Annotated in this window: 14 protein-coding genes and 1 pseudogene; 5 read left to right on the forward strand and 10 right to left on the reverse strand. The window is 74.3% G+C overall.

Translation table 11 applies throughout. From position 1 onward, the window contains the following. Positions 1–13: 13 nt before the first annotated feature. Positions 14–664 (reverse strand): uridine kinase, encoded by a 651-nt coding sequence (locus IF43_RS0111490; protein ID WP_030197838.1) that lies wholly within the window; start codon positions 662–664, stop codon positions 14–16. Between the two features lie 156 nt (positions 665–820). Between IF43_RS0111490 and IF43_RS0111495 the strand changes: the two genes are divergently transcribed. Together IF43_RS0111495 and IF43_RS0111500 are read left to right on the forward strand one after the other, a co-directional pair. Then, positions 821–2,275, forward strand: coding sequence for a PQQ-binding-like beta-propeller repeat protein (locus tag IF43_RS0111495; RefSeq protein ID WP_030197841.1), 1,455 nt, complete (start codon positions 821–823; stop codon positions 2,273–2,275). A gap of 54 nt (positions 2,276–2,329) precedes the next feature. Then, complete coding sequence (locus tag IF43_RS0111500) at positions 2,330–2,995, forward strand: DUF2293 domain-containing protein (protein ID WP_030197845.1); 666 nt, start codon at positions 2,330–2,332, stop codon at positions 2,993–2,995. 54 nt (positions 2,996–3,049) lie between these two features. On the opposite strand, the gene IF43_RS43685 is transcribed toward IF43_RS0111500, so the two are convergent. Continuing rightward, positions 3,050–3,775 (reverse strand): chaplin, encoded by a 726-nt coding sequence (locus tag IF43_RS43685; RefSeq protein WP_030197848.1) that lies wholly within the window; start codon positions 3,773–3,775, stop codon positions 3,050–3,052. Positions 3,776–3,901: 126 nt separating this feature from the next. Here IF43_RS43685 and IF43_RS0111510 point away from each other — a divergent pair, with 126 nt between their 5' ends. Next, positions 3,902–4,453, forward strand: a complete 552-nt coding sequence (locus IF43_RS0111510; protein ID WP_030197851.1) for a hypothetical protein — start codon at positions 3,902–3,904, stop codon at positions 4,451–4,453. On the opposite strand, the gene IF43_RS0111515 is transcribed toward IF43_RS0111510, so the two are convergent. From IF43_RS0111515 to IF43_RS43870, 4 genes and pseudogenes are all read right to left on the reverse strand, one after another. Continuing rightward, positions 4,401–5,648: an SWIM zinc finger family protein gene (locus tag IF43_RS0111515; protein WP_051795125.1), complete on the reverse strand. Its 1,248-nt coding sequence runs from the start codon at positions 5,646–5,648 to the stop codon at positions 4,401–4,403. The two genes, IF43_RS0111510 and IF43_RS0111515, sit on opposite strands and share 53 nt — an antisense overlap. Further along, positions 5,645–8,527 carry a DEAD/DEAH box helicase gene (locus IF43_RS0111520; RefSeq protein ID WP_030197856.1) on the reverse strand — a complete coding sequence of 961 codons (2,883 nt, stop codon included), beginning with the start codon at positions 8,525–8,527 and terminating at the stop codon, positions 5,645–5,647. Before IF43_RS0111520 ends, IF43_RS0111515 begins: the two co-directional genes overlap by 4 nt. A gap of 200 nt (positions 8,528–8,727) precedes the next feature. Next, positions 8,728–9,642, reverse strand: a complete 915-nt coding sequence (locus IF43_RS41570; protein ID WP_234332101.1) for a hypothetical protein — start codon at positions 9,640–9,642, stop codon at positions 8,728–8,730. A gap of 336 nt (positions 9,643–9,978) precedes the next feature. Beyond that, positions 9,979–10,374: pseudogene (locus IF43_RS43870) on the reverse strand (helix-turn-helix domain-containing protein); the annotation flags it as partial. On the opposite strand from IF43_RS43870, the gene IF43_RS0111530 reads away from it, so the two are divergent. Both IF43_RS0111530 and IF43_RS0111535 read left to right on the forward strand, forming a co-directional pair. After that, positions 10,352–10,987: a hypothetical protein gene (locus tag IF43_RS0111530; protein WP_234332103.1), complete on the forward strand. Its 636-nt coding sequence runs from the start codon at positions 10,352–10,354 to the stop codon at positions 10,985–10,987. The pseudogene IF43_RS43870 and the gene IF43_RS0111530 sit on opposite strands and share 23 nt — an antisense overlap. Positions 10,988–11,061: 74 nt before the next feature. Continuing rightward, the gene (locus tag IF43_RS0111535) at positions 11,062–11,361 is read left to right on the forward strand and encodes a DUF6343 family protein (RefSeq protein ID WP_037888127.1); all 300 of its coding nucleotides are present in this window, start codon (positions 11,062–11,064) and stop codon (positions 11,359–11,361) included. A 225-nt stretch (positions 11,362–11,586) separates the two neighbouring features. Here the strand turns inward: IF43_RS0111535 and IF43_RS0111540 are convergent, their stop codons facing one another. From IF43_RS0111540 to rpsA, 4 genes are all read right to left on the reverse strand, one after another. Continuing rightward, positions 11,587–11,958: a tetratricopeptide repeat protein gene (locus IF43_RS0111540; RefSeq protein WP_199922715.1), complete on the reverse strand. Its 372-nt coding sequence runs from the start codon at positions 11,956–11,958 to the stop codon at positions 11,587–11,589. Between the two features lie 107 nt (positions 11,959–12,065). Further along, the gene (coaE, locus tag IF43_RS0111545; RefSeq protein ID WP_030197873.1) at positions 12,066–12,677 is read right to left on the reverse strand and encodes a dephospho-CoA kinase; all 612 of its coding nucleotides are present in this window, start codon (positions 12,675–12,677) and stop codon (positions 12,066–12,068) included. 118 nt (positions 12,678–12,795) lie between these two features. Beyond that, positions 12,796–13,734 (reverse strand): PAC2 family protein, encoded by a 939-nt coding sequence (locus IF43_RS0111550; protein WP_030197876.1) that lies wholly within the window; start codon positions 13,732–13,734, stop codon positions 12,796–12,798. 223 nt (positions 13,735–13,957) lie between these two features. Then, positions 13,958–15,457 (reverse strand): 30S ribosomal protein S1, encoded by a 1,500-nt coding sequence (gene rpsA / locus IF43_RS0111555; protein ID WP_030197880.1) that lies wholly within the window; start codon positions 15,455–15,457, stop codon positions 13,958–13,960. Positions 15,458–15,625 lie beyond the last annotated feature (168 nt).

Here is a 15,625-nt window from a genome sequence, read left to right on the forward strand (position 1 = left end):
GGGGCAGCCGCGGCTACGACTCCGCCCGGATCCCGCCCCACGCCGGATGGCGCGGGTCGTCGGCCCGTACGAGCACGTCCGCGGCCGCCGCCGGATCCGTCTCGGACTCGTACCGCGCGAACGCGGGCACCGTCCACCGCTCCGCCTCCGGGGTGCGCCGCGCCAGCGCGCCCGGCGACAGGCGCACGTGCACGCTCAGGTCGAACGGGAACCACTGCCCCAGCAGCAGCGGCCCGTGCACGACCACGACCCCGCCCGGCGGGAGTTCGACGTACGGGCTGCGGGTGGCGCGGTCGGTCACCGGGTCCCACAGGTCGGGCAGTACCCGGCCCGTGCCGCCCGGCTCCAGCGGCCCGAAGACCTCGCGCCACAGCGCGGCGGTGTCGTACCAGCCGGTGAGGTACGAGTCGACGTCCCGGCGGCCGAACTCGTAGCGCAGCGAGGCCGGGCGCAGGAACCCGTCCGCGGGGACGACCAGCACCGTGCGACCGCGGACGCGCAGCGCTTCGGCGGTGCGGGCGGCCAGCGCGCCGGTGTCGGCGGCAGGGGCGCCGTCCACGGCCAGCCGGGGCCAGGCCCCGCCGTCCCGGGTCCGCGGGAGTCCGTCGAGGTGGTCGGCCAGGGTGTCGGCCAGCCGCTGCCAGGTGATCGCTTCCATCCGCATCCGCACCCGCCCATTGTCCGGGGTGACCGGGCCGGGACGGCGGTCCGCGCCTCGCGGGGCGGCCCCGGGGCGTTGTCAGTGGTCGCCCCTAGCGTCTTCACCAGTGGATCTCCGGCGGCGAACGGCCGCCGGTTCCGGCCTGGGGAGGGGTCTGTCATGTCTGCTGGCACGCCGGTCGAGGACGTCACGTACCTGGAGCTGTCGCAGGACGGCGGTGGGGCGCACAAGTTCTACGAGGTGACCGTTGTGGGGACGGCCGTCTCGGTGCGGTACGGGCGGATCGGGGCGGAGGGGCAGGTGCAGGGCTCCTCGTTCCCGACCGTCGAGAAGGCGCGGGCGGCGGCGGCGAAGAAGATCGGGGAGAAGGTCCGCAAGGGGTACGCCCCGGCGGTCCGGGGGCAGCGCGCGGCCCGGCCGGTGACCCGGCGCGAGGTGACGTCGGCCCCGTCGACCGCGCGGGCCGTGGCGCCGGTCCTGTGGCGCTTCCGCACGGGCGCCGCGGCCTTCGGGATCCACGTGGACCAGGACCGCTGCTGGGTGGGGAACCAGGCGGGCGACGTGTACACCCTCAGCCACGGCGGCGAGGTACTGGCCCGCTACTCGCTGCCGGACGGCGTCAAGTGCCTGGTTGCGGACGACTTCTGGATCTACGCGGGCTGCGACGACGGCACGGTGTACGACCTGTCGTCGAAGGTGCCGTTCGGGGCCTACGCGATAGCGGAGGACGTGGACATCTTCTGGCTGGACATCCACGAGGGCGTGCTGACCGTCTCGGACGCCTCCGGCGGCCTGACCGTCATCGACCACGAGGACGAGTTCCAGTGGTCGCGCCGGTCCTCGGGGCGCCACGGTTGGATGGTGCGCGCGGACGAGCGCGCGGTGTACCACGGCCACAACCGGGGCGTGACGGCGTACGCGCCCGACGGCGGCGGCGAGTTGTGGCACACGCCGACGGACGGCGGGGTGCTGTTCGGCTGGCAGGAGGACACGGTGGTGTACGCGGGCACCGGTCGGAACGTCGTGCAGCGGCTGTCGAAGGCGACGGGCGCGACGGAGGCGACGTACCGGTGCGACACGGCCGTCTACTCGTGCGCCACGTCCGAGGACGGCCGGCACGTCTTCGCCGGCGACAGCTCCTCGTCCGTGTACTGCTTCGACGCCGACGGGCGGCGGCTGTGGAAGCTGGCCACGGGCAGCGGCTCGGCGCTGTCGATGCAGTACCTGGACGGCAAGCTGTACCTGGTGACCACGGACGGGTCCCTGGTGTGCGTGGACGCGAGCGACGCGGCGATCGCCGCCGCGCAGCAGGGTTCGGTCCCGGCGGCGGTGGACGTGAAGCAGGCGGCCGCGCTGCCTACGTACACGCCGGCGGCCTCGGTGGCACAGGTGGCGACGGTCGCGGCGGCGCCGGCGGGCGGCATCGTGGTCGAGTGCGTCCAGCAGGCCGGCCGTCTGCGGGTCCACGTGGTCTCGCAGGGGTACGAGCCGTCGTGGAACGTCCAGTTCCCGCGCGGCATCCGCGAACCCGGCGCCCGCTACGTCGTGGAGGCCCTGCACCCGGCCTCGGGCGGGTTCTACCGCGTCCGCGGCGAGATCCGCCGCCTCGTCTGAGCCGGGCCGGCGGACCGAGGTGAGAGCCGGGCCGTGCGGCGGTATCTACCAGGCATGAACCTCGTGGTCTTCGAAGCACTCCGGCCGGTGCACTGCGCCGACTGCCGGACCGGGCCGCTGCGGCACCTGGTGCGCGAGTCGGGGGTCCCGCGGTGCCTGCACTGCGCGGACCTCGGCCACCTGGTGTACCTTCCGCGCGGCAACGCGGCCCTCACCCGCCGGTCCCGGGAGGGCAGTTCCCTTCACGCGGTGGTGGTCCGCTACCACAAGCGGCGCAAACGGCACGAGCGCCAGGGGGTGTTCGTGGAGGAGGCCGCCCTGGCGGCGGCGGAGGTGCGCTGCCTGGCCGACGCCGAGGCGCGGGCCCGGCGCCGGGACCGGGCCCGACTGCGGCGCGCGGCCGAGGACACCCGCTTCACCGCGGCGTTCGCCGCGGAGATACGACGCCTGTTCCCGGGCATCCCACCCGAGCGGGCGGCGGCCATCGCCGCGCACGCGTCGGTGCGGGGCAGCGGGCGGGTGGGGCGCAGTGCGGCCGGTCGGGCACTGGACCCGGTCGCCGTCTCGGTGGCCGTCCGGGCCGCGGTGCGGCACACCGACACCGACTACGACGCGCTGTTGATGGCGGGGGTGCCGCGGTTCGAGGCCCGGGCCCGGCTGGCGGCCCGGATCGACGCCGTACTGACCGCCTGGCGGGAGCCGGCCGCGCCGGCGGCCTGACGGCCGCCGTCCGTGGCGCCCCGCCCGGTCCCGAGGGCGGTCCCAGGACCGGTCTCAGGAAGTGGGCCGGAACCTGCGGTAGAGCAGGGCGCCGCCGAGGAGCAGGCCCGCGCCCGCCGGGGCGAGGTAGCCGAGGGCGTCGGTGCCGGTGTGCGCGAGGCCGGGTCCGGCCGGCCGGGCCACGGCGACGGGGGCCGGCGCCGTGGGGGCGGGCGGCCGGACCACGGGGGCCGTCGGCTGGGGCGGCTTGAGGCCGCTGTGCGGGCCGGGGCCGTTCACGGAGGTGTTGCCGTGGGCGGCGTTGCCGACGCCGACGACGTTCACGGAGTTCCCGCTGATGTTCACCGGCACGTCCACCGGCAGCTGGATGCCGTTGCCGGACAGCAGCCCGGGCGAATCCTTTCCGCTCCCCTGGGCGTGCGCACCGCCGCCGCTCGTCGCGGTACCGGTGCGCGCGCTGCCGGTATGCGAGGTGCCGGGTTTGACGTCCTGTCCGGCGGCCGCGGCGGAGCCGTGCCCGGCTCCGGGGCGCGCGTCGTTCGCGCACGCGTTGCCCGCGGCCGGGTTGAGCAGCCCGACGACGCTCACGGTGTTGCCGCACACGTTCACCGGCACGTGCACCGGCAGTTGGACCAGGTTGCCCGATACCACACCGGGCGACCCGGCACCGTGGCCCGCGGCGCCCGCATCGGCGTACGCGGCGCCCGTGATCCCGGCGACGGTCGCCGCACCCCCCGCAACGATCGTCGCGATCAAGCCACTTCGACGAACCTGCCGCATCTGTGTCCCACCTTCCGGGGAGAGGTCCGCGGGTGCTGCACCCGCACCGGAATCAACGCGATGGAGCCATTCGGGTTATGGCCAGTAGGCATTTCACTCGATCGGGTTCTGGGTAGTCCGTACTTCATGACGGATCGCCCGCTCCTCCTCCTCGACGTGGACGGCCCCCTCAACCCCTACCGCGACCCCCTCGCCGGCCTGCGCGGATACACCAGCCACCGGATGCGCCCGGAGGTCTGGCTGTCCTTCCAGCGGCCCGGTTCGCGCCGCGTCCGGCGCGGACTGCGCGTCCGGCTGCACCCGGGCCACGGTGCCCGCCTGACCGCACTGCCGTACGAACTCGCCTGGGCCACCACCTGGATGCACCAGGCGAACACCCTCGTCTCCCCGCACATCGGCCTCCCGGACGACCTGCCCGTCATCGAATGGCCGGAACTGTTCGCCCGCGACCCCGACGGGCTCTACTGGAAGACCCGACCGCTCCTGGAGTGGGCCGCCGGCCGCCCCTTCGCCTGGGTCGACGACATGATCGGCCCGAAGGACGTCGCGTACGCCCGGGCGCACCACGACGCACCCGCCCTGCTCCTGCGCATCCACCCCCGCCGCGGCCTGCGCCCCGCGGACTTCACCACGCTGTCCCGGTGGGCCCTTCGGCTGCGGGCGGACGGAGACGCGTGAGGGCCTCGACGGGATCGGTGGACGGGGCCCCGGCCGGCCACCAGTCGTCGGGGGCGGCGGCGGAGGACTCGTAGGGGTACCACCTGCCGTCGCGACCGAAGCGCAGCTGACGGATGGGCCCGCTGAGGTGGTTGCGGTGCGGCCGGAAGCCCTCCAGGCCGGCGGCGCGCAGCGCCGGGCGGGCCCGGTCGAAGGGGCCCGCGGGCGGGTCCCACGGCTCGTCGAGGACCTCCAGGGCGGGCGCACCGCCCTGCCGCCAGGCCGCGGCGGCCCGCGCCAGCTCGGTCGTCGAGCGGCCCGTCGCCCGGGCCAGGTCCCGGTAGAGGGCCCGGGCCGCGCCGGTGAGCCCCGACGTGGGGTGGGCGGAGGCCAGCCGGGCCGCGTCCTGCCACAGGCCCAGCCCGCCGACCGGGTCCTGCCCGGTGGTGAGCAGCCCGTACGCCCGCGCGGCCGCATCGGTGGCCAGCTGGTCCAGGGCCAGCGGATCGGGGGCGGCGGGATCGTCGGGGCAGGCCGGCGGATGCCCGGGGGCCGCCGGCGGGGCCGGCGGGGCGGGCAGCGGCGGCAGGGAACGCGGCGCCAGGGCCGCGCGCGCCAGGACGCCGGGGAGCTCGGACGCGGCTGCGGGCCGCTCACGGGCCGCGTGCGCGGCGCTGCGCCGGGACAGCTCGTCGAGCAGCTCCCGCTCCCCGCGGCCGCGCAGCAGCAGGAGCACGAACGGATCGTGGTCCACCAGGCGCGCCAGCCGGTAGCAGAGCGCGGCCGCGTGCTTGCACGGCGGCCGGCCGAAGTCCGGGCAGGAGCACGTGGGGATCAGGTCCCCGCGCCCCGGCAGCAGCGCCTCGGCCAGCGCCTGCGGCACCTCCCGCTCCAGGAGCGCCGCCAGCTGGGCCGGATCCGCCGCCACGGCCTCGAGCAGTTCGTCCCAGGCCTCGTCCGTGAACGTACCGAGCGCGACCGACGTCCGGTACGGGCGCGGCCGGCTGCCCCGCACGTAGGCCACCGCCCGGCCGGGCGTCACCGTGACCGCCTCCAGCCGCCCCTCCTCGGCGTACGCCCGACCGCGCGCCAGCCGCGCCCCGTCCGAGCGCGCCTCCAGCACCCGCACCCAGGCCCGCCCCCACCAGCTCTCGGGCGCCACCCCGGGCGGCAGGGCGTCGAACGTACGACGGCGGTCCTCCCGCGCGGTGATCACGACGGCCTGCGCAGGGAGACGAGATCGGCCAGCTCGGCGTCGGTCAGCTCGGTCAGCGCCGCCTCACCGGAGCCCAGTACGGCGTCGGCCAGGGCCCGCTTGGCGGCGAGGAGCTCGGCGATCCGGTCCTCGACGGTGCCCTCGGCGACGAGCCGGTGCACCTGCACCGGCTGCGTCTGCCCGATGCGGTACGCCCGGTCGGTGGCCTGCTCCTCGACGGCCGGGTTCCACCACCGGTCGTAGTGGACGACATGGCCCGCCCGGGTCAGGTTCAGGCCCGTCCCCGCGGCCTTCAGCGACAGCAGGAACACCGGCACCTCCCCCGACTGGAAGCGGTCCACCAACTCCTCGCGACGGGCCACCGGGGTCCCCCCGTGCAACAACTGGCAGGCCACGCCACGGGCTTCGAGGTGCTGTTCCAGGATCCGCGCCATCGACACGTACTGGGTGAAGACCAGCACCGAGGCGCCCTCCGCGAGGATCGTGTCCAGCAGCTCGTCCAGCAGGGCCAGCTTGCCCGAGCGGTGCGCGGTCCGGGGCGACGCCTCCTTGAGGTACTGGGCGGGGTGGTTGCATATCTGCTTGAGCGAGGCCAGCAGCTTCATCACCAGACCGCGCCGGGCGATGCCCTCGCTCGCCTCGATGAGCGCCATCGTCTCGTCCACCGCCGCCCGGTAGAGCGCGACCTGCTCGCGGGTGAGGGCGACCGGATGGTCGGTCTCGGTCTTGGGCGGCAGCTCGGGCGCGATGCCGGGATCGGACTTCTTGCGGCGCAGCAGGAACGGGCGCACCATCCGGGCCAGGCGCGCGACGGCCTCCTCGTATCCCGGATTGGCCTCCTGCTCGGCCGCCCGCGCATGCCGGGCGCGGAAGGCGGTCAGGGGACCGAGCAGCCCCGGGGTGGTCCAGTCCAGCAGTGCCCACAGCTCGGAGAGGTTGTTCTCCACCGGAGTGCCGGTCAGTGCCACCCGGGCCGGAGCGGGGATCGTCCGCAGCGCCCGGGCGGTGGCCGAGCGCGGGTTCTTCAGGTGCTGCGCCTCGTCGGCCACCACCAGCCCCCAGTCCCGCTCGGCCAGCAGATGCGCGCTCGCGCGCATCGTGGCGTAGGTGGTGAGCACGAAGCCACCGGTACGGGCGGCCGGCACACCGGCTTCGGGCAGCGGCTCGAAGACCGGGGCGCCGAGGGTCCGGGAGCTGCCGTGGTAGCGCATGACGGGCACGCCCGGCGCGAACCGCTCGATCTCCCGCTGCCAGTTGCCCAGCAGCGAGGCCGGGCACACCACCAGCGTCGGTTCCGGGCGCGCCCGGTGCAGGTGGAGGGCGATGAGCGTGACGGTCTTGCCCAGCCCCATGTCGTCGGCCAGACAACCGCCCAGCCCGAGCGAGGTCATCAGGTCCAGCCAGGCCAGCCCGCGCCGCTGGTACCCGCGCAGGGTGGCCGCGAGCCCGGCGGGCTCCGGCAGCGGCTCCGGCTCACCGGTCAGCCTCCCCCGCAACGCGGCCAGCGCACCCACCGGCACCGCCTCGACCGGCTCGCCGTCCACCTCCGCCGTACCACTCAGCACCGTCGCCAGCGCGTCGACGGGGTCGAGCAGCCCCAACTGCCGCCTGCGGGCCTTGCGTACGAGCGCCGGGTCCACCCGCACCCACTGGTCGCGCAGCCGCACCACCGGCCGGTGCGCCTGCGCGAGGGCGTCCAGCTCGGACGGGGTGAGCCGGTCCCCGCCGAGGGCGATCTCCCATTCGAACGAGAAGAGCGACCCGGCGTCGAAGAAGGACGTGCCGTCCGCGGCGGACCCGGGGGCCGGCCGGACCACGGCCGTCGCCGCGAGCGTCCGCGCCAGCTCGCGCGGCCAGTGCACGACCACGCCCGCCCCCGCCAGCCGGGTCGCGGCCGACCCGAGCAGGTCCTCCAGCTCCGGGTCCGACAGGGCGAGCACGTCCGGCACGGGCTGCTCCAGCAGCCGCAGCAGCGGCGCCCACACCCGCGCGGCCCGCCGCACGGCCAACACCGCGTCGACCCGCGCCCGCGGCCCGAAACCGTCCGCCGCCCGCCCCGCCCACAGCTCCCCCGCGTCCGTGACCAGCGTCGGATCGGCCAGACTGTGCACCTGCAGCACCGCCGCCCCCGCACGCCTGGACACCCTCCCCCCGTCCGCCGCGCCGGCGGTCCCCTCGTCCGAGCCGTCGAAGATGCCGCGCGCCGGCAGATCGAGCCGCAGCGAGATCCCCACCCCCGCATCGGCCCCCGCCGCCACCTGCGCCGCCCAGTCCCGCATCCCGGGCACGTGCTGCGGCTCCCGGGCCGCGAAGGGCGCACCGAGCGCGTGCGCGGCCGCGGGAGTCCGGGGCAGACCGTCGGCCACCGCATCGAGGAACGCCCGCACGAGCGCCTCCGGCTCGGGCAGCCGCAGCGGCCGCCTCCCCGGCAGCGGCGTCGCGTACGCCTCGTACGGCATCGCGGCGGCCACCGCCCGCAGGTGCGCCACGTCATCGGCGTCCAGGGGCCCCGCCCGCCAGGCATCGAGGTCCTCGGCGGTGAGACCGGGCAGCAGCCGCCCCCGGGCGGTCAGCCCCAACGCCTGCAGCGCCGCCGCCCCCCAACAACGGGCCGCCGGATGGGCGACAGGGTCCTGCCGCGCCCGGACGAGCAGCGGCAGCGCATCCACCACCGGCAGCACCAGCGCGGCCACCGACCGACTGCGCACCCCCGCACCGTGCGGTCCCACGACCGTGAGGGTGCGCAGCTCCCCACCCCCGGACTCCCCCGGCGAGCCGCTCGGCACCCCGTCCCCCGGATGCCAGAAGGCGAGGCGCCCCTCACGGGGCAGGGCGGCAGGCAGGAACACCGCCGCCGCACGACGGACGTCGATGCTCACGGGGCGCCTCCCTCCACACCGGGCCGGACAGGCCCGACCGAACCAGCATTCCGATCTCCAAGCGAGTCTAGGCGCGCCCCCTGACACTCCCCCTGACCTGCCCCTTCACCGCCCCGATCCCCAAAGCCACCCGACCCGGGCCACACATCCCTGGCGGTGCCCGGTCAGCTTCAGCTCCCGGCCTTCAGCCGGCCGGACCCTCAGCCCCGCGACCAGCGACCCAGCTCGTACGCATAGCCGTAGGTGGGGCGTCCCACCGCCGCGCTCGTGCGGAAGGGCCCGCCGTCGGCACCGATTCGAGCGGTGCCCGAGCGCTCGCCCGCGGCCCAGCGCAGCTCCAGGTACCAGTCGCAGTCGCACCCGGTCGTCGTGGCCTCCACCCGCAGCACGGCCGGCTCCTGCGCCGACACCCGCAGCGGCAGCGTCGGCGCCGGTACGGGCTCCCCCGCGTCGCTGCCCTCCACCGGGCGGGCCAGCGGGCGCGGTGCGTCCAGGTTCACCGCGTACGTGGCGGGCGTCAGGGCGCCACCGCACCCCGGGGACATCGCGTACACGTTCCACTTCAGCGGGGCCCGGCGGGCCACCACCCGGACCTGCACCGCCTGGAGCACCACCGGCCCCGCTCCCTTGCCGGTCGCCGTCACCTCGACGATCTGCTGCCGGGCGTGCACGGCGCGCTGCGCCGCCGCCCAGGCGGGGGCGTCCTGCTCGACCGGCGGCGCGGGTACGGCCTGCGGGCCGCGCTCGCTCAAGTACGTGTGGTCGCAGGCGTTCTGCCAGACGTGCGAGCGCACGGACAGCGCCAGCGGCTCCCCCGCCCCGGGTCGGACCGGGGTCGTGGGGCTCGGGGCCCCGGTGGGCGAGCCCGTCGCGGCCGGTGGGGCCACCGACTTCGTGCCGGGTGCCGTGGGGTCGCCCGAGCCGGCCGGAACGCTCGCGCCGGACGGGCTGGGGGATGCCCCGTGTCCGCCGGCCCCGGGGCTCGCGGGAAGGCCGCCGGGGCGGCTGGTGACGGCCGGGGCCACGGGACTGCCCGCCAGACGCCCGGTGGCGTCGGGCCCGCTCACGGCCAGGGCCACGACCACCGCGGCACCTGCCGCAGTGGCTGCGGCCACCAGAGCAGCGGTCCGGGGCCTGCGGTACCAGGCCGGCCGCCCCCCCGGCTCCCCCACGAGGACGACCGGAACCAGCGACTCATCACCGACCGGGACGCCTTCGGCGGCACCCACCCCGGAACCAGAAGCGGCACCCACCCCAGAACCAGAACCAGCATCCCCGCCACGCCCATCCCCATCCCCATCCCCAGCACCAGCACCAGCACCAGCACCAGCACCAGCACCAGCACCAGCACCAGTCTCATCACGCCCCGCCACCCCCTCCTCCCGCTGGGCGGCCCGGCGGCGGGCGTCCGCCAGCAGCCAGGCCCGGTGCAGGTCAAGCGCCTCGCCCTGGGACACCCGGCAAGCCCGCGCGAAGCGGTCCACGGCCGCGAACTCGGACGGCACCGCCTCCCCGCTGCAGTACCGGTGCAGGGTCGACGTACTGGTGTGCAGGGTGCGGGCGAGCGCCCCGTAGCTCAGCCCCGATCGCTCCTTCAACTCCCGCATCAGGCGCGCGAAATCCGCCGTCTCCGCCGCCCGCCCACTCCCGCCCATGGCTCCCCCGTCCCGCGACACCGTTCCACCCCAGGCATGTTTCCCCAGGTGGGAGTACGTTCTGCCGTTCCAGTGTCCCGGATGGGGCCAATTCCTTCGCCCGACACCCCGCATGGTGGGAACTCTGTCCCCGGAACACCAACACAGCCTGAAAACGGGGAGAACCACTGTGCTCAAGCGCTCCATCGCCATCGCCGCGGTGACCACCGCGACCGCCCTCGGCGCGGGCCTGGCCGCACCGGCCGCCCTCGCCACCGTTCCCACCACCACCGTCGCCGCCGCCACCACCGCACCCGGGTTCCTGACCGGCCGCGACCTCCCGCCCCACCCATCCTCGCCCTGGTACACGGGCCGGGTCACCCGCGGGATCCCGGACCCGGTGCCGTTCTGCCTGGACCGCGCACTGCCGGCCACCGGCGTCTGGCACCGCACGTTCGGCACCGAGTACGACACGGGCGCCGTACAGGTCTCGGTCCGCGCGGCCTCCGGCACGTCCGCGGCCCGGCTCGCCGCCGCGCTGGAGCGGGAGGTGGCCGCCTGCGCCGCCGACTGGCTGCGCAAGACGCCCGGCGGTACCGCGAGCTGGCAGGACTACGGCAAGGTCGCCGTCGAGGAGGGCGCGCACGTGTACGGCGTCCACACCTCGATCCCCGAGTCCGAGCCGGGCGTCAACCTCTTCGGGATCGGCCGCGACGGCAGCACGGTCACCGTGGTGCGCTGGGCCGAGATGGGAACCCTGGCCCAGGCACCGGTGAAGGCCTTCAAGAAGACCGTCGTGACGGCCGTCAACAAACTCAACCCCTGACGGCCCAGTCACCGCCACGAGCCTTGACCGCCTTGACCCGGGCGTTCCTGGGTAGGAGCGTCAGAGGTGAGGCGATGGCGATGAGGAGCGGGAACGAGCCGGTCAACGCCCGCAGCGCGCTGCGGATGCGGTTCTGGCTGAGCGTGTGGGGGCTGGTCTGGGCCGGGCTGGGGACGGCCGCGTTCGTGGTCGTCGGCCGGCCCGGCTGGGCGGCGGCCTGCGGAGCGCTGCTGCTGATCGTGGCGGTGGACCTGACGATGATCGTGCGCCACCTGCGTCAGGGCCCGCATTGGCAGCCCGGCCGGGACGTCCCGCCCTACGAGCCCGACCACGGCGACGGACGCCCCCGGGACAGGCCCCAGGACAGGCCCTGACGCCCGGTCCCGGCCCTCAGCTCAGCCCTCAGCCCTCAGCCCTCAGCCCTCAGCCCTCAGCCCTCAGAACCCAACGCACACCCCCACCCCCACACCCAAGGCCAAGCGGAGACCCAAACCCAAGCGGAGACCCAAACCCAAGCCGAAGCAAACCCAAGCCCATCCAGTCCCCAGCGGCCGCCGCACCCATCCCACTCCCCAGCAGCCGCCGCCCCGCTACACCGCTCACTCCTCGAAGCGCGCCGCCCTCAGGTACTCCGGCTTGGGGTCGAGTGCGGCCGCCAGTCGGAAGTGCCGACGGGCCCGGGCGGGGCGACCGGCCCGCTCGTAGGTGCGGGCGAGCCCGAAGTGCGCGTAGGCGTTGTCCGGCTCCCGTTCCAGCACCAGCTCGAACTCCAGCTCCGCGGGGCGCAGTTGGGCCGCGGCGAAGAAGGCGCGGGCACGCAGCAGCCGGGGGCCGGTGGTCTCCGGGTGGGCGTCGATGACGGCGTCGAGCAGTTTCACCGCTCCCCTGGGGTCGCCCGCTTCCAGCAGGCGCTCCGCGGCGCGGTAGTCGATGAGGTGGGTCTCGGGGCTGCGCGGCGCGTTCTCCGACACGGTCAGTCACCAGTCCTTCCGTCTGCGAGCCGTCCAACGTCCCGGCACCCAGGCGTATTCCAAGGCCCGGGCCCCGGGAAACCGCGCACGCGCAACGAGCCGGCCGCTCAGCCCCCGGCGGCCGCGGCGGCCCGGTCGGTCAGCTCCGCCCACACCTCGCGGACCCGGGGCTCCAGCGCCGCCAGCGGCCCGTCGTTGTCGATGACGACGTCGGCCACGGCCAGCCGCTGCTCCCGCGTGGCCTGCGCGGCCATGCGGGCCTTCGCTTCGTCCTCGGCCATGCCCCGGTGCGCGATCAGCCGGGCCAGCTGCGTCTCGGGGGCCGCGTCCACCACCACGACGAGGTCGTACAGCGGTGCCAGTCCGTTCTCGGTCAGCAGCGGTACGTCGTGCACGACGATGGCGTCCGGGCCCGCGGCGGCCTCCAGCTCGGCGGAGCGGGCCCCGACCAGCGGGTGCACGATGCCGTTCAGGGTGCGCAGCTTCTCCTGGTCGGCGAAGACGATGGCGCCGAGCTTCGGCCGGTCCAGCGTCCCGTCCGGGGCCAGTACGGACTCCCCGAAGGCGGCCACCACGGCCGCCAGACCGGGCGTGCCGGGCTCGACGACCTCCCGCGCGATGCGGTCCGCGTCGACGACCACCGCTCCGTACCCGGCCAGCAGCCGCGAGACCTCGCTCTTGCCGGCACCGATTCCGCCCGTCAGGCCCACTTTCAGCATGGAGCGCAGCTTAAGCCCTGCCGCCCCGGCCCCGCCCCGGCCCCGTACACCTGTGCACCGGCACACCCGCACACCACACCCGCGCACCCCCGCACCCGCGCACCCGCGCACCTACGCCCTACGCGTCACCCTCGCGCTCGGCCAGGAAGCGCTCGAACTCGCGCCCGAGCTCCTCCGCGGACGGGATCTCGGCCGGCTCGGCGATCATGTTGCCGCGGCTCTCGGCTCCGGCGACGGCGTCGTACTGGTGCTCCAGGCCCTGGACCAGTGCGACCAGCTCGTCGTCACCCTCCCGGATCTGCCGGTCGATCTCCGTCTGGGTGCGGTGCGCCTCGGTGCGCAGTGCGTGCGCGACGCCCGGCAGTACCAGCCCGGTCGCGGCCGTGATCGCCTCCAGGGCGGTGAGGGCGGCGTCGGGGTACGGGGAGCGGGCGATGTAGTGCGGGACGTGCGCGGCCACGCCGAGGACGTCGTGCCCGGCCTGGGCGAGTCGGTACTCGACCAGGGACTCGGCGCTGCCCGGCACCTGGGCCTCGTCGAACGGGCTGCTGTGGCCCGGCATGAGGTCGGTGCGGTTGCCGTGCGGGGTCAGGCCCACGGGGCGGGTGTGCGGCACGCCCATGGGGATGCCGTGGAAGTTGACGGAGAGCCGGACGCCCAGCCGCTCCACGATCTGCTGCACGGCCTTGGCGAACCGCTCCCACTCGACGTCCGGCTCGGGGCCGGAGAGCAGCAGGAAGGGGGCACCGGTGGCGTCCTGGACGAGCCGGACCTCGAGCGCGGGCGCGTCGAAGTCGGTCCAGTGGTCTCGCTTGAAGGTGAGCAGCGGACGGCGCGCGCGATAGTCGACCAGGCGGTCGCTGTCGAACCGGGCGACGACCTGGTGCGGCAGCGTGTCGAGCAGCCGCTCCACGATCTGCTCGCCGGTCTCACCGGCGTCGATGTAGCCCTCGAAGTGGTAGAGCATCACCAGCCCGGCCGAGTCCTGGGCCAGTGCCAGGTCGACCACGGCGAGCCCCTTGGCGTCCCACTCGTACAAACCCTGCGGATCAAGCACGATCCCCGCTCCTCCCTCGTGCGTTCGCTAGGAAGAACGTTCCCGGGGGCGGCGCCATTCCCCGAACGGCCCGGCCGCCGAAACGCGATGGCGCGCCGCAGCCCCAGAACGCGGTAAGGCCCGCCCCCCGTAGGGGACGGGCCTTACCGTTTCAGCCGTTCAGCTTTCGGTCAGCAACCTGCGGTCAGGGACCGGGGCCGTCGACCGGGACGCTGCTCCGTGATCAGCTCTGGCCGCCGGCCAGCTTCTCGCGGAGCGCGGCCAGGGCCTCGTCCGACGCCAGGGCGCCGGCCGTGTCGTCCGACTCCGAGGAGTACGAACCACCGGAGACGCCACCGGCAGCGGCGGCCGGGGCCTCGCCACCCTCGGCAGCGGCGGCGGCGTCGGCCTCGCGGCTCTTGACGACCTGCGCCTGGTGCTGCTCGAAGCGGGCCTGGGCCTCGGCGTACTGGGTCTCCCAGGTCTCGCGCTGCTTCTCGTAGCCCTCGAGCCAGTCGTTGGTCTCGGGGTCGAAGCCCTCGGGGTAGATGTAGTTGCCCTGGTCGTCGTACGACGCGGCCATGCCGTACAGGGTCGGGTCGAACTCGACGGCCATCGGGTCGGCGCCGAAGGACTCGTTGGCCTGCTTCAGCGACAGCGAGATGCGGCGACGCTCGAGGTCGATGTCGATGACCTTGACGAAGATCTCGTCGTTGACCTGGACGACCTGCTCCGGGATCTCCACGTGGCGCTCGGCCAGCTCGGAGATGTGGACCAGGCCCTCGATGCCCTCGTCCACGCGGACGAACGCACCGAACGGAACCAGCTTCGTGACCTTACCCGGAACGACCTGGCCGATCTGGTGGGTACGGGCGAACTGCTGCCACGGGTCCTCCTGGGTCGCCTTCAGCGACAGGGAGACGCGCTCGCGGTCCATGTCGACGTCGAGGACCTCGACGGTGACCTCCTGGCCGACCTCGACGACCTCGGACGGGTGGTCGATGTGCTTCCAGGACAGCTCGGAAACGTGGACCAGACCGTCGACGCCACCCAGGTCCACGAAGGCACCGAAGTTGACGATCGAGGAGACGACGCCGGAGCGGACCTGACCCTTCTGCAGGGTGGTGAGGAACGTCTGGCGAACCTCGGACTGGGTCTGCTCGAGCCAGGCGCGGCGGGACAGGACCACGTTGTTGCGGTTCTTGTCCAGCTCGATGATCTTCGCCTCGAGCTCCTTGCCCACGTAGGGCTGGAGGTCGCGGACACGGCGCATCTCGACCAGGGAGGCCGGGAGGAAGCCGCGGAGGCCGATGTCGAGGATGAGACCACCCTTGACGACCTCGATGACGGTACCGGTGACGATGCCGTCCTCTTCCTTGATCTTCTCGATGGTGCCCCAGGCACGCTCGTACTGGGCGCGCTTCTTCGAGAGGATCAGGCGGCCTTCCTTGTCCTCCTTCTGGAGAACCAGGGCCTCGATCTCGTCGCCGACCTTGACGACCTCGTTCGGGTCGACGTCGTGCTTGATCGAGAGCTCGCGGCTCGGGATGACACCTTCGGTCTTGTAACCGATGTCGAGCAGGACCTCGTCCCGGTCGACCTTCACGATGACGCCGTCGACGATGTCGCCGTCGTTGAAGTACTTGATCGTCTCGTCGATCGCGGCGAGGAAGGCTTCCTCGTTACCGATGTCGTTGACCGCAACCTGCGGGGTGGTGGCGGTGGTCTCGGTGCTGCTCGTCATGTGGGAAAGGGCTCCGGTACGGACATGAAGTCGTAGGTACTGCTACGCCGGGAGCCTTTGTCGCGTCTGCGTAAGCCGGACAGCCAAGGAGGCCCCGAACCGTTCGTCACGGGGAGGAGCCTCGAGAACCGAGGGGTTGCAACAGATGCGAGCGCAGCCTGCTAGGTC

Origin of the sequence: Streptomyces sp. NRRL S-87 (assembly GCF_000719335.1) — a bacterium.
Taxonomy (GTDB): Bacteria; Actinomycetota; Actinomycetes; order Streptomycetales; family Streptomycetaceae; genus Streptomyces.